Genomic DNA, 15,153 nt, shown 5'->3' with positions numbered 1-15,153 from the left:
ATCGAAATACCGGTGCCCGATCCTCGCTCTGCGCCCTCGTAGTCCAGGCAAGCGCGAACGATTCCGTCTCGCGACGCTCATACCACCCCACTGGACTTCTACGATGCGCCGCATTCTTTTCCTTTCGATCGCTCTTGCCCTGCAGAGCGCCGCCGTCACCGCCACCGCGCAGGAGACCCGCGTGGCCAGCGAGGTGATTCCCGCCCAGCCGCTCGACCGTGCACTCAACGATCTGTCGCGCCAGACCGGCCTGCAGTTCGTCTACAACGCGCAGCAGGCCGGCAACCCGCGCACCCGCGCGATGCCGGCGGGGCTTGCCCCGCAGCAGGCACTGGAGCAGCTGCTGGACGGCACCGGCCTTCGCTATCGCTATCTCAACGACACCACGGTGACCATCGAAGCGCGCAGTGATACCGCACCGTCGGGCACATCCGCCGTGCCCGTCGCCACATCGGCCGTGGCCTTTGAAGCGGCCCCCGCAGCGGAAGGCGCGAGCCTGCAGCAGCTGGAGCGCATCGACGTGGTCGGCAGCTACAGCCGCAGCCTGGAGCAGGCAGTGGACATCAAGCGCGCCACCATCGGCTTCTCCGACTCGATCGTGGCCACCGACGTGGCCGACTTTCCCGAGCAGAACCTGGCCGAAGCCCTGCAGCGCATGCCGGGCGTGACCATCGAGCGTGACAAGGGGCTGGGCAGCCGCGTCAACGTGCGTGGCCTGCCGTCGGAGTACACGCATGTCTCGATCAACAACCTGGCCACAGCGTCCGGCAGCGGTGGTCGCGATATCGAGTTCGACATCTTCGCCTCGGAGATCATCCAGCAGGTGACGGTGCTGAAGTCGCCGACGGCGGCGGATGAGGAGGGCGGCATCGCCGGCTCCGTGCAGATCTCCACCGCACGCCCGTTCGACTACACCGGCCGCAAGCTGGTGGCGTCGGTGGAAGGGGCGCACAACTCGGTCTCCGAAGAGGTCGACCCGAAATTCTCTTTCCTGGCCAGTGATACCTGGGGCGACTGGGGTGGCCTGGTGTCCTTCGCCACGGCCAAGCGCAGCAACCGCACGGATGCGACCTCGGGCATCAACTTCCGCCCGATGTCGCGCTTCCTCGGTGCCTCGGGCACGCGCGGCACGCAGGCTGCGGCCGTGCTGGCACGCGATGCCGGCGTGGTGGTGAAGAACCGCAACAACACCGATGAAAGCAACCTGATCGTGTTCCAGGACAAGGTCGGTGACCGCGTGTTCGTCAACGATCAGGACAAGTGGGGTGCCACCGCCTCGCTGCAGTACAAGCCGAGCAGCCGCTTCAGCCTGACTTTCGATGCGATGCGCGGCGGCTACGACACCACCGAAGACGAGTACGACGCGGCTGCATATTCGGCGTCCAGCCGAAGCACACTGGAGACCATCCACGATTACGACGCCAGCACGCTGTCGCAGTACGGCATCGTGGTCCTGCGCGATGTGTCCTACACCGCCACCCAGCACGAAATGCTGAGCAAGGAGCGGATCAACAAGACCGATTTCAGCCAGTACAGCGTGGCGATGGATTGGCAGGGCGACACCTGGGGCGTGGATGCGATGGTCGGTTACTCCGGCGCCGACAAGACGTTGGATGCCAGCAACCTCAAGCATGTGGCCTACGCGCCCTCGCGGACCCGCTGGACCGGCAAGAGCGGGGAGACGATTCCCAGCGCCAACCCGGCCAGCATCGACATGTACAACGCCTCGGACAAGTACCTGTTCGAAGCGTATGAGACGACGCTGGAGAAGGTCAGCGATGACAAGTACGCCGCCCAGGTGGATGTCACCAAGGCGCTGGAACTGGCCTTCCTGCCGGCGCTGCGCAGCGTGCAGTTCGGCGCGCGCTACACCGACAAGTCCAAGCAGCGCGAGTACGGCGAGGCCAAGATCTACGGGCCGGCTGCGGGTGACAACAGCTGGGTGAACAAACGCACCCTGGCCGACAGTCCGCTGCAGTCGATCGGCGATATCGTGCCGGGCGGTGGCTACTCGGTGAAGGACCTGGACTGGAAGATGGTCTCCAACGACTACGCACGCAGTGCGTTCCGCTATCCGGGCTTCGCGACGCCGTTTGATCCGGGCCAGTACTACCGGGTCGACGAGAACGTGACCAGCCTGTACGCGATGACCGACATCGGCTTCGATGTGGGCCGCGTGCCGGTCTCGATCAACGCCGGCGTGCGCTATGTGGACACCTCGGTGCAGTCCTCCGGCTTCCACCCGATCCAGCGGGCAGACGGCACCACCGGCTATACCGACACGCCCGTCTCGCGCAAAGGCAGCTACAACGATCTGCTGCCGAGCCTGAATGCCACTGCCGAACTGGCCGAGGGCCTGGTGCTGCGGGGCGCCGCCTCCAAGACGTTCATCCGCCCGGCGTTGACCGACATCGCCTACAAGCGCACCGCCAGCTGGAGTTCGTTCCGCTTCACCGATGGCAACCCGGACCTGCAGCCCACCTATGCCAAGCAGTGGGAGCTGGGGCTGGAGAAGTACCTGGACAACGGTGGCCTGCTGGCGGCCTCGTACTTCCACAAAAAGATCGACGGCGTGGTGATCAATGCGCTGACCGGCGTGGTGCCGGATGTGGCGGTCTACAACGCCAACGGCTCGCTCAACGGCACCTATGATTTCGACGTGTACCAGCCGATCAACGCCGATGGCACCTATGTGGTGAAAGGCGTCGAGTTGATCGCGCAGCTGCCGCTGAGCATGCTGCACCGTTCGCTGGAAGGCTTTGGCATCAACGCCAACTACACGATGCTGGACAGCTCGCTGGCCGGCGAATCCGATCTGGGCGTGAGTACGCCGATGCCGGGGCTCTCCGAGAAGTCATACAACATGACCGTCTACTACGAGAACGAGCGCTTTGATGCACGTGTGTCCTACAACCACAAGGGGGAGTACGTCGAATCGATCGGCTACAACATGTACCCGATCTGGCGCGATGACTACGGGCAGGTGGATGTGTCGATCGGCTACCGCGTCACCGACAACATCAAGCTGAGCCTGAAGGGCATCAACCTGACCAACCAGGCGACCACCGGGTACACGATGGATTCCGCGTTCCCGACGATGTACGAGCGCTCCGGCCGCCGGATCAGCCTCGGCCTTCGCGCGGACTTCTGAGCCACCTTCGCGGTGCATCCGGAGGCACGTGCGCGTGCCCCGGATGCGGCTGCCCGTTTGTGAGGAACATCCGATGCGACATGCTTTCTTCCTGCCCCTTGTGGCCGTGCTGGCGTGGCCGGCGGTCTCGCACGCTGCCGATGACGATGACGATGCCGGCCGCAGCTGGCAGGCTGGCGACCACCATGTCCACAGCGAGTGGAGCGTGGACTGGGATCGCAGCACCATGCCGCCCACGCCGATCCGTGGCGGCGACTCGTCCTACACCCGCACCCATAACGCCCAGCAGGCGCTTGCCAACGGGCTGGCCTGGATGGTGCATACCGATCATGGCGGGCCGGGACATTCGGCGGTCACCCGGGACCATGCGTGGCCGGCGCTGCTGGATGCCCGGCGCGAGGTGCCCGGACTGATCCAGTTCAACGGCATGGAATTCGATGTGCCCGCCGGCGAGCACGCCTCGTTGATCATCGCGCCCGGCCCTGACGAGCGCGACCAGCTGGTCGCGATCGAACGCGATTACGGCCGCAGCGAGCCGATGCAGGGAAGCCGCGATGACGGGCAGACCATGCTCGATGCACTGGCCCACATGCGGTCGCTGCCGGCACCGCCGTTGATGTTCATCAATCACCCCTCGCGCACCGCCACGGCGATGGGCCGTTGGGGGGATGTCGAGCCCGATGAATTACGTGCCTGGCACGCCACCGCGCCGCAGGTGCTGGTCGGCATGGAAGGTGCCCCCGGACACCAGGCCACGCGCGTCCATCGTGGTCTTTATCGCAATGCAGACGCACCCACGATGGGCGGCTTTGACCAGATGACCGCAACGGTCGGCGGCATCTGGGACACGCTGCTCTCGGAAGGCCATCGTTTCTGGATCACCGCCAGCTCCGATTCGCATGTCAATCAGCGCGATGGCGGCAGTGACTTTGATCCCGGCCAGTACAGCAAGACCCATGTCTGGGCGCGTCGGGATGCCGATGACATCCTTGATGGCCTTCGCCACGGGCGCATGTTCGCGGTGACCGGTGATCTGATCGATGCACTTGAGCTGCGGGTCAGTACGGTCGGAGATGGTGTACGCAATGCAACGATGGGCGACACGCTGTCGCTGTCCACCGCGGCGCCCATGCGCGTGACGCTGCGGGTGCGTGTGCCGGCTTCAGCCAATCACGCGGGCCAGCACCCGGTGCTGGATCACGTCGAGTTGATCGTGGGAAGCCCCGGCCACGGCAATGGCCCCGTCATGCAGACCGGTGTGTTCGGTGCCAGCGACTGGCAGGTGGACGGCGCATGGCGAACGGTATCCTGGGTGTTGCCGGTGCCTGCACAGGGCGGGTTCGTCCGTGCACGCGGCAGCAGCACCCGTGAGGTGGCGCCGCTGCCCGATGTGCCGGGCGAAGATCCCTGGCAGGACCTGTGGTTCTATTCCAACCCGGTGTTTATCCAGGTCGCGCGTTGAGTTGGCGTCGATCCGGTGGCGAGCCGTGCGCGTCTGCAGATCATCAAGGTAGAGTGATTGCTTACCTCATGGATGTGGAAGGACGTGCAGATGGCGGTACGAACGGTGTTGGTTGCGGATCTCGAACAGGCCAGCCGTGTGTGCATGGCTGCCTTCATGGGCGCGGTGGCGGATTCGCTGACCCCTCTTGGCATCGAGACGTTTTCCCGCATCGCCTCGGTGGAGGGGTTCCGTGCGCGCATGGCCCAGGACAATCTGATGTTGGCCTGCGAGCAGGAGGGCCGGATCGTCGGTATCGCCGAGCTCAAGGAAGGTCGCCATGTCGCCATGTTGTTCGTTGACCCGGCGGTCCAGCAGCGGGGTGTTGGCAAGGCCCTGATGGCCGCCATGATCGAGCAGGCGCGTGTGGAGGTGCTGACCGTCAGCGCGTCGCTGTCGTCGGTGCCTGCGTATGAGCGTTACGGCTTTGTCTGCACCGCCGATCCCGCGGAATCCTCCGGGTTGCGCTACCAGCCGATGGAGATGCGCCTCACCGCGCCGGTCTGACTTCACGCCGTTCAGGCAGCGCGTTCACGAAGGTGAGACAGCCGGCTGGCTACCGTGGAGACCTGTCATTCAACCCGATTCGGGGAAAGGATCATCATGATCAAGTGGGCCATCATTTTTGCTGTCATCGGCCTGATCGCCGGCGCCCTGGGATTTGCGGGCATCGGCGGCGCCGCCATCGGCATCGCCAAGTTCCTGTTCTGGGCGGGCATCATCATCGCCGTGGTGCTGTTCGTGCTGGGCATGACCATCGCCAAGAAGGTGACCTGACCCGTCTGGCACCCCCTAAGGGTCAAGACGAAGGCCTGCGCGATATCGCGCAGGCCTTTTCATTGGTGATCGGCTGATGTGCTGGTCACCGCGCGGCGCTTACTGGAAGTACACGGAAATCCCCAGCCCGGCCTGCGTATCCGGGCTTTCATCGTCCAATCCCACGTCGAATGAGGCGTCCAGCTGCACGGTCGGGGCCACCATCCAGGTGACGCCGGCACCAGCAATGCGGGTCGAGGGCTCGCCGTGGGTATCGGTGAAACCGACCTCCAGATAGGTGCTCACGGTTTCGGTGGCAGCGAAGCTCACGCTGGGCGCCCACGTGACGCTGTCCTCGCTGCCACCGCGGGTCACATTGGCGTACAGCGCGCCGGTCCAGCGATCATTGAAATCGTACTCATAGCTCGCACCCAGTGCGTACTGTGTCGCGCCCTCGCTGAAGTCGCGCGAGCCAGTCGCGAACGTAGTGCTGGCCAGCAGCGCGACGGCGTGCTTTTCCGATGACAAGGGCAGGGCGACCTTCAGCCCGACGCCCACATCGCCAGCACCGCTGCTGCGTTCGGCCGGTGCATCGCGCGGCGCCACCCGCAGGTGGTTCCAGGGCGAGGTGAAGGCCTGCAGTTCGAGATGTTCGGCCAAGCCGACCCGGAGAGTGATGTCGGCGCTGTACTGCGTGCTCAGCACACCCGCGTCGTCGCGGTCGCGGCTGAAGCTGGGCAGTCCCGCCTCCAGCGCGACGCCACCGCGGGGCAGTGTGGAGGCGGCGAAACCGATGCCGGGGCGGTCGAAGGCGATGTCCGGCGGCCCGTCCTGTTGGGCGTGCACACCACCGGAGCACAGCAGCAACAACAGCAGGGCCGAACACCGCATGAAACGCTCCAGGCCGGCTGATACCGGCATCACGAGCAGCACACCTGCTCCGTGGCCGGAATGTAGCACGCCGATTTCAGGGGCGATGTGGAGCGGCGATCCCTGTCGACGCCGCGTTGACCAGTGAGCCGACGTGCGCCTCAGTGCGCCGGACGGGTCATCGCAATCAACGCATCGCGCATGCGCGCGCCCGCTGCGTCCTGCATGGCCTCACAGCCCAGCCGGCAGGCCTCCAGCACGACACCATCGGCGGCGTGGCGTGCGGCCGTGAGCCGGGTATCGCGACGCTCGTCGGCATGGTCGTCCAGCACGGCATCCAGCCATGCCCGTCGCGCGGCGATCCATTCCGCGTCAGCCTGGTAGGGACGGCAGTCGGTGCCGATGGTCCGCGCCACCTCGAACATCTCGGCGATATAGGCCCTGGAGAACCGGCCGTGGGCCTGGCCGTCGCGGTCCATGCGGTGCTGGATCGCGCGGTGGAGGTTGGCCACGATCGCGTGGACGGCGAGGTCATCATTGGCTGCTTGCAGCAGGCAGGTATTGGTTGCGTTGTTCATTCGCGCCTCCAGAACACCGGTGGGGAAAACAAGGGAACGTCAGATGCGGGGCAGGGCCGGATCACCCTGCCGCAGCAGGCTGCCCAACAGCGCCACCACGCGTTCGCCCTGGCCATCACAGGCCAGTTCGAACGTGGTCTGCCCGTCGAGCGCGGGCAGTGGGGAATGCAGAATCCAGTCAAGAACGGCAGCGCGGTCCGGCTCGATCTGCAGGGCCAGATCCGCGACACGACGTACGATTCCCTGACGCATGATCAGAATCCGTAACTGAGGGAGAGGGCGGCGGTATCCATGTGGTTGCCGCGGGTCATCGGGCTGTCGCGCACCGCATCGGCCAGCGAGGTGCGCCGGATCGACGCGGTTGCGGTCCAGCGCGGCCCCAGCGGCATCACCGCGGCGATGTCCATGTAGGGCGACACACCGCTGCCGGCCGAGTAGTGCGCCAGGCCGCTGCGTGCCGCTTCGCGTTCACTGACACCGAAGTAGTAGTCGTTCAGATCGGCACTGGCGTAGTTCACGCCAACGGCGGGCATGAAGGTCACACGGCCGGCGGGGATCGGGTAGGCGTACTTGGCATCGGCCGAGAAGCCGCCCCCGTGGCCGGTGACTTCGGCCTGCGCGTTGGCCTGCAGCACGCCCCACTCGGCCTGGTGCCGCCAGGACACACCGAGCATGCCGGACAGGCTGCGGTTGTCGAGCTGGCGCAGCTGCGGGTCGTGGCTGTCGCGGCGCTTGAAGCGCATCACGTACGGCGAGGCGGTCAAGGCGAGTTCGGACTGCGCCGTCTGGTGCAGGCGATAGCCCACGCTGCCACCGCGGAAGAAGAACGAACGGCCCTCCCAGCTGACGATCGGGGCGGCAAGGCGATCGGTATCGTAGCCGGCGTAGGGCGCCTTGAGAGCGACGATGGCGATGCCGATGCTGCCTTTTTTGCCGGCCTCGGGGGCATCGGCGGCCTGGGCGCTGGCGGCGGTCATCGTACTGGCCAGGGCCAGGCCAAACAGAGCGGAAAGCGGACGCGGGGAACGGAAACGGACGTGCATGGACCTGCCGAGGGGGAACAACCGGAGTGTCATGGTGGGCGCCCTACATTGTCGGAACGTTACGTCTGGCGGCGCGGTACCATCGCCTCTTTCGTACCCGCAGGCACCACTTCATGCGCCTTCTTCTCCTGGAAGATGATCCGGAAATGGCCAGCGCGATCCAGGTCAGCCTGGCGCGCCACGGCATGGTGGTTGACGTGGTCGGCACGATGGCGCAGGCCGACGAAGCGCTGAAAGCCGGTGTCCATCAGATCCTGCTGCTGGACCGGCAGCTGCCGGATGGCGATGGCGCCAGCTTCGTCAAGGTGGCGCGCGAACACGTGCCCAACCTGCCAGTGATCATGCTGACCGCGCGCGCTTCGGTGGCCGACCGGGTCACCGGGCTGGACGTGGGTGCGGACGACTATCTGACCAAGCCCTTCGCCGTCGAAGAACTGCTCGCCCGGATCCGCGCGATCTCGCGGCGGCCGTCGCAGATCGCGTTGCCGCTGCTGTCACTGGGCCGCCTGCAATTCGATTTCGTCGCGCGCGAGGCACGGGTATCCGAGGTACTGCTCGCGCTGCCACGACGCCAATTGCTGGTGCTTGAGGCACTGGCCCTGCGGCAGGGGCGCACGGTCGGGCGTGCCTCGCTGCTGGAGGCCGTGTACGGCTTCGACGATGCCATCCAGTCCAACGCGCTGGATGCGCATGTCTCCAAGCTGCGTAAAGCGCTGCTGGAAGCCGATGCAGGCGTGGAAATCCACGTCATGCGCGGGATCGGCTATCTGCTCAAGGATGCGCCGTGAGATTGCTCAAACCCGGCTCGCTCGCATTCAACCTGGCCTGGAAGGTCGGCCTGATCCAGGTGGCCACGATCGCGCTCGCCTTGAGTGCGATGGTCCTGACCTACGGCAACGGTCGCTCGGCCTATATCGACTGGAGGACCGGTGATCAGATTGCCGCGGCCATCGCATTCAGTGGCCAAGGGCTGGAGGTGGATCGGGCGAAGCTGGCCGTCGCCGTGCCCCGTCCGCCAAGCACCTTCTGGTTCGCCGCTGCCGATGAGCGCGGTCGGCGCTTGGTGCACGGTGAGGTCCCGGCGCAGTACGGCCCGTTGGTGGCGCAGCTGGAACATATCGAGCAGACCGACATCCGCACCCGTTTGCATGCAGATGCACTTGCCGCACGCGTGGTGGTCGTCGATCGGCCGCAAGGACGGCTGCATGTTGCGATGGGCGGCATTCCCGAACGCAGCATTGTGCGTCAGCTGCTGTTGATCGTCCGGTACCTTGGCGGCTGGATCGCGCTGCCGGTGCTGGTGATCACGTTGGTGGTGTCGCCGTGGGTCATCCACCGGGCACTGCGCGGCGTCAACCGTGTGGCCGCGCAGGCGGCGGCGATCCAGGTCAACGAGCGTGGCAGCGGCCTGGACACGCATGCCGTGCCGCTGGAGATCTATCCGCTGGTGGATGCCTTCAATGCCGCGGTGCGGCGTATCGGCGAAAGCTACGACGCGCAGGATCGCTTCCTCGCCGGTGCGGCGCACGAGCTGCGGATGCCGATCGCGATCCTGGCTACGCGCCTGGCCGATCTGCCGCCCGGCGATGCACGTTCACGCCTGCAGCTGGACCTCAGCCGCCTGAGCAACATCGCCGAGCAGTTGCTCGATCTGCAGCGGTTGGATCGACATGGCAGCCAGTCCCAGCGGATCGATCTGTCCGCGCTGACCCGCGAGGTGGCCGCCGATGTAGCCCCGCTGGTGGTGGATGCCGGTTACGGCTTTTCGGTGGACGCACCTGATCAGCCGATCTGGGTGCGCGGCGATCCGCATGCGCTGCACAGGGTCATCGCCAGCCTGTTGCAGAACGCCATTGCGCACGGCGGCGGCCGCGGCATGATCGCGGTGGCGCTGTGCGATGACGGGGGCCTGTCGGTCAGCGATGAAGGGCCGGGCGTGCCGGAGGCCGAGCGACTGTCCGTGTTCGAGCCGTTCCACCGGTTGCGGCCCAGTGGCAGTGGCAGCGGGCTGGGCCTGCATCTGGCGCGCGAAATCGTGTTGCGCCATGCGGGCACCATCGCGGTGGACAGTGCCCCCGGCGGCGGCGCGCGGTTCCTGGTGGTGTTGCCGGTGGACCCGCGTCCGTTACCCGGTACGGCCCTGGCATGACCAGGAGTGGCTGATCAGCCCGGCGGCGGCGCGTCCGCCGGTGCCGCGCAGTACGTGTCGATCGCCTTGGCGGTGTTCTCCACGCCCTTGGCGCTGGCCAGCTCCCAAGGCCGTTCGCAGCGCTGGGTGCGGCCGCACCATCGGTAGCCGGCAGAGCCGATGCAGCCGTGCTCATCGCGGTCGGCACCCGGGATGCGGGAGGTGGTGGAGGCGGCGGGCGGCGCATGAGGCGCGCAGGCTGTAAGCGTGATCACCGCAAGCGCGGAACTCAGGGAAAACAGTACAGATCGGGTGGACATGCAGGCTCCGGACCGCGGATGCAATGAGCGACAGTCTCGCGCTGGCCCCGTCGATGATGCGTGCACGCCGGTGCCTGCCAGCAAGCGCCGCACGGGCCGTTCAACCGGAGGGTTTTCACCCCTCCATCACCGTGCGTGGGCTGTGATGAAGCGCTGCACGCCCCGCGTTGTTGTAGGGCGTGGCCACCATCAGCAGGGAACGATGATGCGTTGGAAAGGGATGCTCTTGCTCGGCGTGTGTGGGGTCTCATCGGCCGTGGCGGCGGCGTCAGCCTGGCGGGGGAGTGCCGTGGACGCGCTGTCGCAACGTGCGCACCTGGCGCGCGATTGGTGGATCCGGTACTCGGCATACGGCTGTGCTGGGCGCTGGCCGAGCGCCACGCAATGACGGTGTGGATGATGGGCAGCGACAGCGACGATGTCACCGTCGATGCGATGGCGAGCTATGGGTACCGCGTTACCGAGCATGCGTGGCTGCGAGTGGGCTACCGCTACATGACATTGCGCCAGGTCGGACGCCGTTTCGACGTGGATATCGTCGGCCCGGGCATCGGGCTGGAAGCACGGTTCTGATCGACACCGCCAGGAGGCACTGCATGAAGACCTTGTTGTCGTTGCGTCACGTTGCGCTCGCCGTTGCATTGACCTGTGTCTCCGCCCGGGCCGATGCCTGCACGCGTGTGGTGTACCTGGGCGACAACCAGGATGTCATCACCGCGCGTTCGATGGACTGGAAGACCGATGTGGCCACCAACCTCTGGGTACTGCCCAAAGGCATTGCACGCGACGGCCTGGCCGGGCCGCGTTCGATCCGCTGGACGTCGCGATACGGTAGTGTGGTCGCGACCGGTTACGACATCTCCACTACCGATGGTCTCAACGAGGCGGGGCTGTCGGCCAACCTGCTCTGGCTCGCCGAATCGGAGTATCCGCATCAGGGTGGCTCCAGGCCGGGACTCTCGATGTCGCTGTGGGCGCAGTATGTGCTCGACAATTTCGCTACCGTCGCCGAGGCGGTGGCCGCGCTGGAACGTGAGCCGTTTACGATCGTGACCGACAAGGTTCCTGGTGAGTCGCGGCTGGCCACCTTGCACTTGTCGATGTCCGATGCGACCGGCGACAGCGCGATCGTGGAGTACATCAACGGCAAGCAGGTGATCCATCACGATCGCGCCTACCAGGTGATGACCAACTCGCCGGTGTTCGATCAGCAGCTGGCGCTCAACACCTACTGGCAGGACATCGGCGGCACGGTGATGCTGCCGGGGACGAACCGTTCGGCCGATCGCTTCGCGCGCGCGAAGTTCTACATCAACGCGATTCCCAAAAGCGAAGATCCGGTAGTGGCACTGGCCAGTGTGTTCAGCGTGATCCGCAATGTGTCCGTGCCGTATGGCATCACCACGCCAGGCGAACCGAACATCTCCTCCACGCGCTGGCGGACCGTGGCCGACCACAAGCGGAAACTGTACTTCTTCGAATCGGCGATGACGCCCAACACCTTCTGGGTGGACCTCAACAAGGCCGACTTCACGCGCGGTGCGCCGGTGCTCAAGCTCGACCTGGGGCCGGATCAGCGCAATGTGTTCGCCGGCGATGCGCTGCCCCGTTTCCAGCCGGCCGAGCCGTTCCGTTTCCTGGGGATCGAAGGGTAAGCCGCCCGCAGAATCAGACTAATCCGATATCAAAGGGCTGTGGCCTGCTCTATCGTTCCTGCCGAGGGATGGATCCCTCCCGTCGTGAGCTTCGCCTCGACGCGCCTGCGCCTGCAGTCGCGCCGTTCGTCATCTCGCCCAGGCATGCCGCAAAGGAACGATCCGCATGGTGATCAAACTGCAACACATCGAACGCCGCTGGCACGTCGTGCACCCGGCCAAATCCGCACCGATTGCGTTCCGCAGCGGGGCCACCGCCTTCGATTTCGCCGATGCCCTGGCGCGCGAGCACTATGCCGAGACCGGCGACAGCAGCGCGGTGCGGGTCCAGGTGCTGGAGACCTACGTGGACGCCGTCCGCTACGGCTGAGCGTGCTCTGATCCGGTTGGCCGCCTCGATGTGACCACGCATCAGTGACTCAGTCAGCTTCGCGTCGGGTACCTAAATAGGGGATGAAATCAGCGACTTATGGCCTATGTCGCATGGAGGGGGGATCACCGATCCTGTGCGCCTCCCCCAACACGTAACGAGGATCCCATGTCGAACACCAGCCCCTCCCAGGCAGCCAGACGATTGCGCTGGGCCGTGGTGCCCGCGCTGATGGCGCTGGCCGGCGCCGCCCAGGCGCAGAACTACGACCGCTATTACGACGACGGTTACAACGGTGGCCCGGTGCGCTGCGAATCGATCAAGAACCGCACGCAGCAGTGCGCGCTGCCGGGTCGCGCCCGTCTGGTGCGGCAGATCTCCGGCTCGCCGTGCGTTGAAGGTCAGACCTGGGGCCAGGCACGCGGCGGCGTGTGGGTGACGCAGGGCTGCCGTGCCGAGTTCGTTGCCGAAGGTGGCCGCGGTGGCGGTCGCTGGAATGGCGGCGGCAACGGCTGGGGGCACAACGGTGGCGGCAACAGCGGCCGGGGGCAGATCCTGATCTGCGATTCCAATGACCATCGCCGTCAGCGCTGCGTCGCCAATGTCCGCCGCGAGGCGCGGCTGATCCGCCAGACCTCGCGCAACGCCTGTATCGAAGGTCGCACCTGGGGCTGGGACCGCACGGGCGTCTGGGTGGACGGCGGCTGCCGCGCCCAGTTCCAGATCTACTGAGTACCGGCGCACGGCGCCTGGGCGCTTGCTGGGCGCTCAAACGAACGAGGCCGCGTCAATGGGACGCGGCCTCGGTGCTTTTCCTGAGGGCTCACCCAGTGGGCAGTGATTCAGCCCGCAGCGCTGAGCGTCTGGCCGCTCTTGACCAGCATGGGCCAACGCTTGAGAACCGCCTGGCGGATGCCATCGGCATCGATGCCGGCTTCGGCCAGCAGGTCTTCGCGGCTGGCATGGTGCTGGAAGCTGTCCGGCAGGCCCAGGTGCAGGAACGGCTTGAGCACATTCTCGGCATTGAGCAGTTCGGCCACGCCCGAGCCGGCACCGCCGGCGACCACGTTGTCTTCGATGGTCACAAAGCCTTCGTGGCGCTGCGCCAGTTCCAGCAGCAGGGCACGGTCCAGCGGCTTGATGAAACGCATGTTGACCACGGTCAGACCCAGCTCGCGGCCGACCTGTTCGGCGGCCGTCAGGGTGCTGCCGAAGGCGAGCAGGGCGATGCAGTTGCCCTGCAGACGCAGCTCGGCCTTGCCGATCTCCAGCGTGGCCAGGTCCGTACCGGCGGCGACGCCGGTACCGCTGCCGCGCGGGTAGCGAACCGCGGCCGGGCCGGCGTAGCGCAGGCCGGTGGTCAGCATCTGGCGGCACTCGGCCTCATCGGACGGCGCCATCACCACCATGTGCGGCACGCAGCGCAGGAAGCTCAGGTCCAGGTTGCCGGCATGGGTCGCGCCATCCGGGCCGACCACGCCGGCACGGTCGATCGCGAACAGCACGTCCAGCTCCTGTACGGCCACGTCGTGGACCAGTTGGTCGTAGGCGCGCTGCAGGAAGGTCGAGTAGATCGCCACGACCGGCTTGGCGCCCTGGGTGGCCATGCCGGCCGCCAGGGTCACCGCGTGCTGTTCGGCGATGGCCACATCGAAGTAGCGCTCCGGGTATTCCTTGCTGAAGCGCACCAGGCCCGAGCCTTCACGCATCGCCGGGGTGATGCCCATCACCTTCGGTTCGGCCGCGGCGGCATCGCACAGCCAGTCACTGAAGACGTCGGTATAGGTCGGCTTCTTGGCCCCGCCCTTGGCGATCAGGCCCTTGTCCGGATCGAACGGGCCGACCGCGTGATACCCGATCTGATCACCTTCGGCGCGCTCGTAGCCCTTGCCCTTGGTGGTCATCACGTGCAGCAGCTTCAGGCCCTTCAGACTCTTGAGCGTCTTCAGCGTGGCGACCAGCGCCGGCACGTCGTGGCCGTCGATCGGGCCGGTGTAATGGAAGCCCATTTCCTCGAAGAACGTGGACGGCACGAACATGCCCTTCCAGTGCTCTTCCCAGCGCTTGACGAAGCGCGCGGTGGGGTTGTGCTTCTTGTCGCCGAGGATCTTCTTGCCGCCTTCGCGCAGCGCATTGAGCGTGCGGCTGCCGGTGGCGCGGCCGAGCATCTTGGTCAGCCCGCCCACGGCCTCGGAGATCGACATGTTGTTGTCGTTGAGGATCACCAGCAGGTTCGGTTCCTGCTCCATGCCGCCGGCGTGGTTGAGCGCCTCGTAAGCCATGCCGGCGGTCATCGCGCCATCGCCGATCACGGCCACGACCTTGCGGTCATCGCCTTCGGCCTGGCGTGCGATGGCCATGCCCAGCGCCGCCGAGATGGAGGTGGAGGAATGGCCGACGCCGAAGGTGTCGTATTCGCTTTCCTCGCGCTTGGGGAACGGCGCGACGCCGTCCTTCTGCTTGACCGTGTGGATCCCGTCGCGGCGGCCGGTCAGGATCTTGTGCGGGTAGGTCTGATGACCCACATCCCAGACCAGCTGATCGACGGGCGTCTGATACAGGTAGTGCAGGGCGACGGTCAGTTCGATCACGCCCAGGCCGGCGCCGAAATGGCCGCCGCTCTTGCCGACCGACTCAATCAGGTAGGCACGCAGTTCATCCGCGATCGCGGGCAGTTCGGATTCTTCGAACCTGCGCAGGTCATCCGGTGACTGGATGCGCGCAAGGCGGGGATAGCGGGCGGAATCGATCATGTTTATCGCGCTTCTTCTGAGCGCCTAT

16 protein-coding genes are annotated in these 15,153 nt (G+C 66.0%); 10 read left to right on the top strand and 6 right to left on the bottom strand.

Going from position 1 to position 15,153, the window contains the following annotated elements; translation table 11 throughout:
* The first annotated feature begins 103 nt into the window (after positions 1-103).
* The 4 genes from ACWV8V_RS09000 to ACWV8V_RS08985 all read left to right on the top strand — a co-directional run bounded on the left by ACWV8V_RS09000 (position 104) and on the right by ACWV8V_RS08985 (position 5,429).
* Positions 104-3,151 (top strand): TonB-dependent receptor, encoded by a 3,048-nt coding sequence (locus ACWV8V_RS09000; RefSeq protein WP_455899500.1) that lies wholly within the window; start codon positions 104-106, stop codon positions 3,149-3,151.
* A 73-nt stretch (positions 3,152-3,224) separates the two neighbouring features.
* Positions 3,225-4,613, top strand: coding sequence for a hypothetical protein (locus tag ACWV8V_RS08995; protein ID WP_455899499.1), 1,389 nt, complete (start codon positions 3,225-3,227; stop codon positions 4,611-4,613).
* A 57-nt stretch (positions 4,614-4,670) separates the two neighbouring features.
* Entirely contained in the window at positions 4,671-5,159 is a 489-nt protein-coding gene (locus ACWV8V_RS08990; RefSeq protein WP_455899498.1) for a GNAT family N-acetyltransferase, read from the top strand.
* 96 nt (positions 5,160-5,255) lie between these two features.
* Positions 5,256-5,429: a DUF1328 family protein gene (locus ACWV8V_RS08985; protein WP_019182774.1), complete on the top strand. Its 174-nt coding sequence runs from the start codon at positions 5,256-5,258 to the stop codon at positions 5,427-5,429.
* Positions 5,430-5,528: 99 nt separating this feature from the next.
* Here ACWV8V_RS08985 and ACWV8V_RS08980 read toward each other — a convergent pair whose 3' ends face one another.
* The 4 genes from ACWV8V_RS08980 to ACWV8V_RS08965 all read right to left on the bottom strand — a co-directional run bounded on the left by ACWV8V_RS08980 (position 5,529) and on the right by ACWV8V_RS08965 (position 7,899).
* Positions 5,529-6,299 carry a transporter gene (locus tag ACWV8V_RS08980; protein ID WP_455899497.1) on the bottom strand — a complete coding sequence of 257 codons (771 nt, stop codon included), beginning with the start codon at positions 6,297-6,299 and terminating at the stop codon, positions 5,529-5,531.
* A gap of 140 nt (positions 6,300-6,439) precedes the next feature.
* On the bottom strand, positions 6,440-6,856 hold the full coding sequence (locus tag ACWV8V_RS08975) for a hypothetical protein (protein WP_455899496.1): 417 nt from the start codon (positions 6,854-6,856) through the stop codon (positions 6,440-6,442).
* 39 nt (positions 6,857-6,895) lie between these two features.
* The gene (locus ACWV8V_RS08970) at positions 6,896-7,108 is read right to left on the bottom strand and encodes an MbcA/ParS/Xre antitoxin family protein (protein WP_259261458.1); all 213 of its coding nucleotides are present in this window, start codon (positions 7,106-7,108) and stop codon (positions 6,896-6,898) included.
* 2 nt (positions 7,109-7,110) lie between these two features.
* Positions 7,111-7,899: a MipA/OmpV family protein gene (locus tag ACWV8V_RS08965; protein WP_455899495.1), complete on the bottom strand. Its 789-nt coding sequence runs from the start codon at positions 7,897-7,899 to the stop codon at positions 7,111-7,113.
* 113 nt (positions 7,900-8,012) lie between these two features.
* On the opposite strand from ACWV8V_RS08965, the gene ACWV8V_RS08960 reads away from it, so the two are divergent.
* Both ACWV8V_RS08960 and ACWV8V_RS08955 read left to right on the top strand, forming a co-directional pair.
* Entirely contained in the window at positions 8,013-8,687 is a 675-nt protein-coding gene (locus ACWV8V_RS08960; protein ID WP_123730675.1) for a response regulator transcription factor, read from the top strand.
* A complete protein-coding gene (locus ACWV8V_RS08955; RefSeq protein WP_346467834.1) occupies positions 8,684-10,048 on the top strand; it encodes a sensor histidine kinase in 1,365 nt (454 codons plus the stop codon). The genes ACWV8V_RS08960 and ACWV8V_RS08955 overlap by 4 nt, the downstream gene beginning before the upstream one ends.
* Positions 10,049-10,062: 14 nt before the next feature.
* On the opposite strand, the gene ACWV8V_RS08950 is transcribed toward ACWV8V_RS08955, so the two are convergent.
* Positions 10,063-10,347 carry a peptidase gene (locus tag ACWV8V_RS08950; RefSeq protein ID WP_455899494.1) on the bottom strand — a complete coding sequence of 95 codons (285 nt, stop codon included), beginning with the start codon at positions 10,345-10,347 and terminating at the stop codon, positions 10,063-10,065.
* A 330-nt stretch (positions 10,348-10,677) separates the two neighbouring features.
* On the opposite strand from ACWV8V_RS08950, the gene ACWV8V_RS08945 reads away from it, so the two are divergent.
* The 4 genes from ACWV8V_RS08945 (at position 10,678) to ACWV8V_RS08930 (ending at position 13,104) form a co-directional block, all read left to right on the top strand.
* Complete coding sequence (locus ACWV8V_RS08945; RefSeq protein WP_455899493.1) at positions 10,678-10,920, top strand: hypothetical protein; 243 nt, start codon at positions 10,678-10,680, stop codon at positions 10,918-10,920.
* 23 nt (positions 10,921-10,943) lie between these two features.
* Positions 10,944-12,002 (top strand): linear amide C-N hydrolase, encoded by a 1,059-nt coding sequence (locus ACWV8V_RS08940; protein WP_455899492.1) that lies wholly within the window; start codon positions 10,944-10,946, stop codon positions 12,000-12,002.
* Between the two features lie 166 nt (positions 12,003-12,168).
* A complete protein-coding gene (locus ACWV8V_RS08935; protein WP_313208993.1) occupies positions 12,169-12,372 on the top strand; it encodes a hypothetical protein in 204 nt (67 codons plus the stop codon).
* 168 nt (positions 12,373-12,540) lie between these two features.
* The gene (locus ACWV8V_RS08930) at positions 12,541-13,104 is read left to right on the top strand and encodes a DUF3011 domain-containing protein (protein WP_455899491.1); all 564 of its coding nucleotides are present in this window, start codon (positions 12,541-12,543) and stop codon (positions 13,102-13,104) included.
* Positions 13,105-13,214: 110 nt separating this feature from the next.
* On the opposite strand, the gene dxs is transcribed toward ACWV8V_RS08930, so the two are convergent.
* Complete coding sequence (dxs, locus tag ACWV8V_RS08925) at positions 13,215-15,125, bottom strand: 1-deoxy-D-xylulose-5-phosphate synthase (RefSeq protein ID WP_455899490.1); 1,911 nt, start codon at positions 15,123-15,125, stop codon at positions 13,215-13,217.
* Between the last annotated feature and the right edge of the window lie 28 nt (positions 15,126-15,153).

This window comes from Stenotrophomonas sp. Ker107b (assembly GCF_053847245.1).
The sequence above is the reverse complement of the archived record's forward strand: the minus strand, read 5'-3'. Positions and strand labels throughout refer to the sequence as shown.

Excerpts from the sequence above, each read along its gene's own strand:
- ACWV8V_RS09000 (WP_455899500.1), top strand. The coding sequence starts at position 104 with ATGCGCCGCATTCTTTTCCTTTCGATCGCTCTTGCCCTGCAGAGCGCC.
- ACWV8V_RS08995 (WP_455899499.1), top strand. The coding sequence starts at position 3,225 with ATGCGACATGCTTTCTTCCTGCCCCTTGTGGCCGTGCTGGCGTGGCCG.
- ACWV8V_RS08985 (WP_019182774.1), top strand. The coding sequence starts at position 5,256 with ATGATCAAGTGGGCCATCATTTTTGCTGTCATCGGCCTGATCGCCGGC.
- ACWV8V_RS08980 (WP_455899497.1), bottom strand. The coding sequence starts at position 6,299 with ATGCGGTGTTCGGCCCTGCTGTTGTTGCTGCTGTGCTCCGGTGGTGTG.
- ACWV8V_RS08975 (WP_455899496.1), bottom strand. The coding sequence starts at position 6,856 with ATGAACAACGCAACCAATACCTGCCTGCTGCAAGCAGCCAATGATGAC.
- ACWV8V_RS08970 (WP_259261458.1), bottom strand. The coding sequence starts at position 7,108 with ATGCGTCAGGGAATCGTACGTCGTGTCGCGGATCTGGCCCTGCAGATC.
- ACWV8V_RS08965 (WP_455899495.1), bottom strand. The coding sequence starts at position 7,899 with ATGCACGTCCGTTTCCGTTCCCCGCGTCCGCTTTCCGCTCTGTTTGGC.
- ACWV8V_RS08960 (WP_123730675.1), top strand. The coding sequence starts at position 8,013 with ATGCGCCTTCTTCTCCTGGAAGATGATCCGGAAATGGCCAGCGCGATC.
- ACWV8V_RS08950 (WP_455899494.1), bottom strand. The coding sequence starts at position 10,347 with ATGTCCACCCGATCTGTACTGTTTTCCCTGAGTTCCGCGCTTGCGGTG.
- ACWV8V_RS08940 (WP_455899492.1), top strand. The coding sequence starts at position 10,944 with ATGAAGACCTTGTTGTCGTTGCGTCACGTTGCGCTCGCCGTTGCATTG.
- ACWV8V_RS08935 (WP_313208993.1), top strand. The coding sequence starts at position 12,169 with ATGGTGATCAAACTGCAACACATCGAACGCCGCTGGCACGTCGTGCAC.
- ACWV8V_RS08930 (WP_455899491.1), top strand. The coding sequence starts at position 12,541 with ATGTCGAACACCAGCCCCTCCCAGGCAGCCAGACGATTGCGCTGGGCC.
- dxs (WP_455899490.1), bottom strand. The coding sequence starts at position 15,125 with ATGATCGATTCCGCCCGCTATCCCCGCCTTGCGCGCATCCAGTCACCG.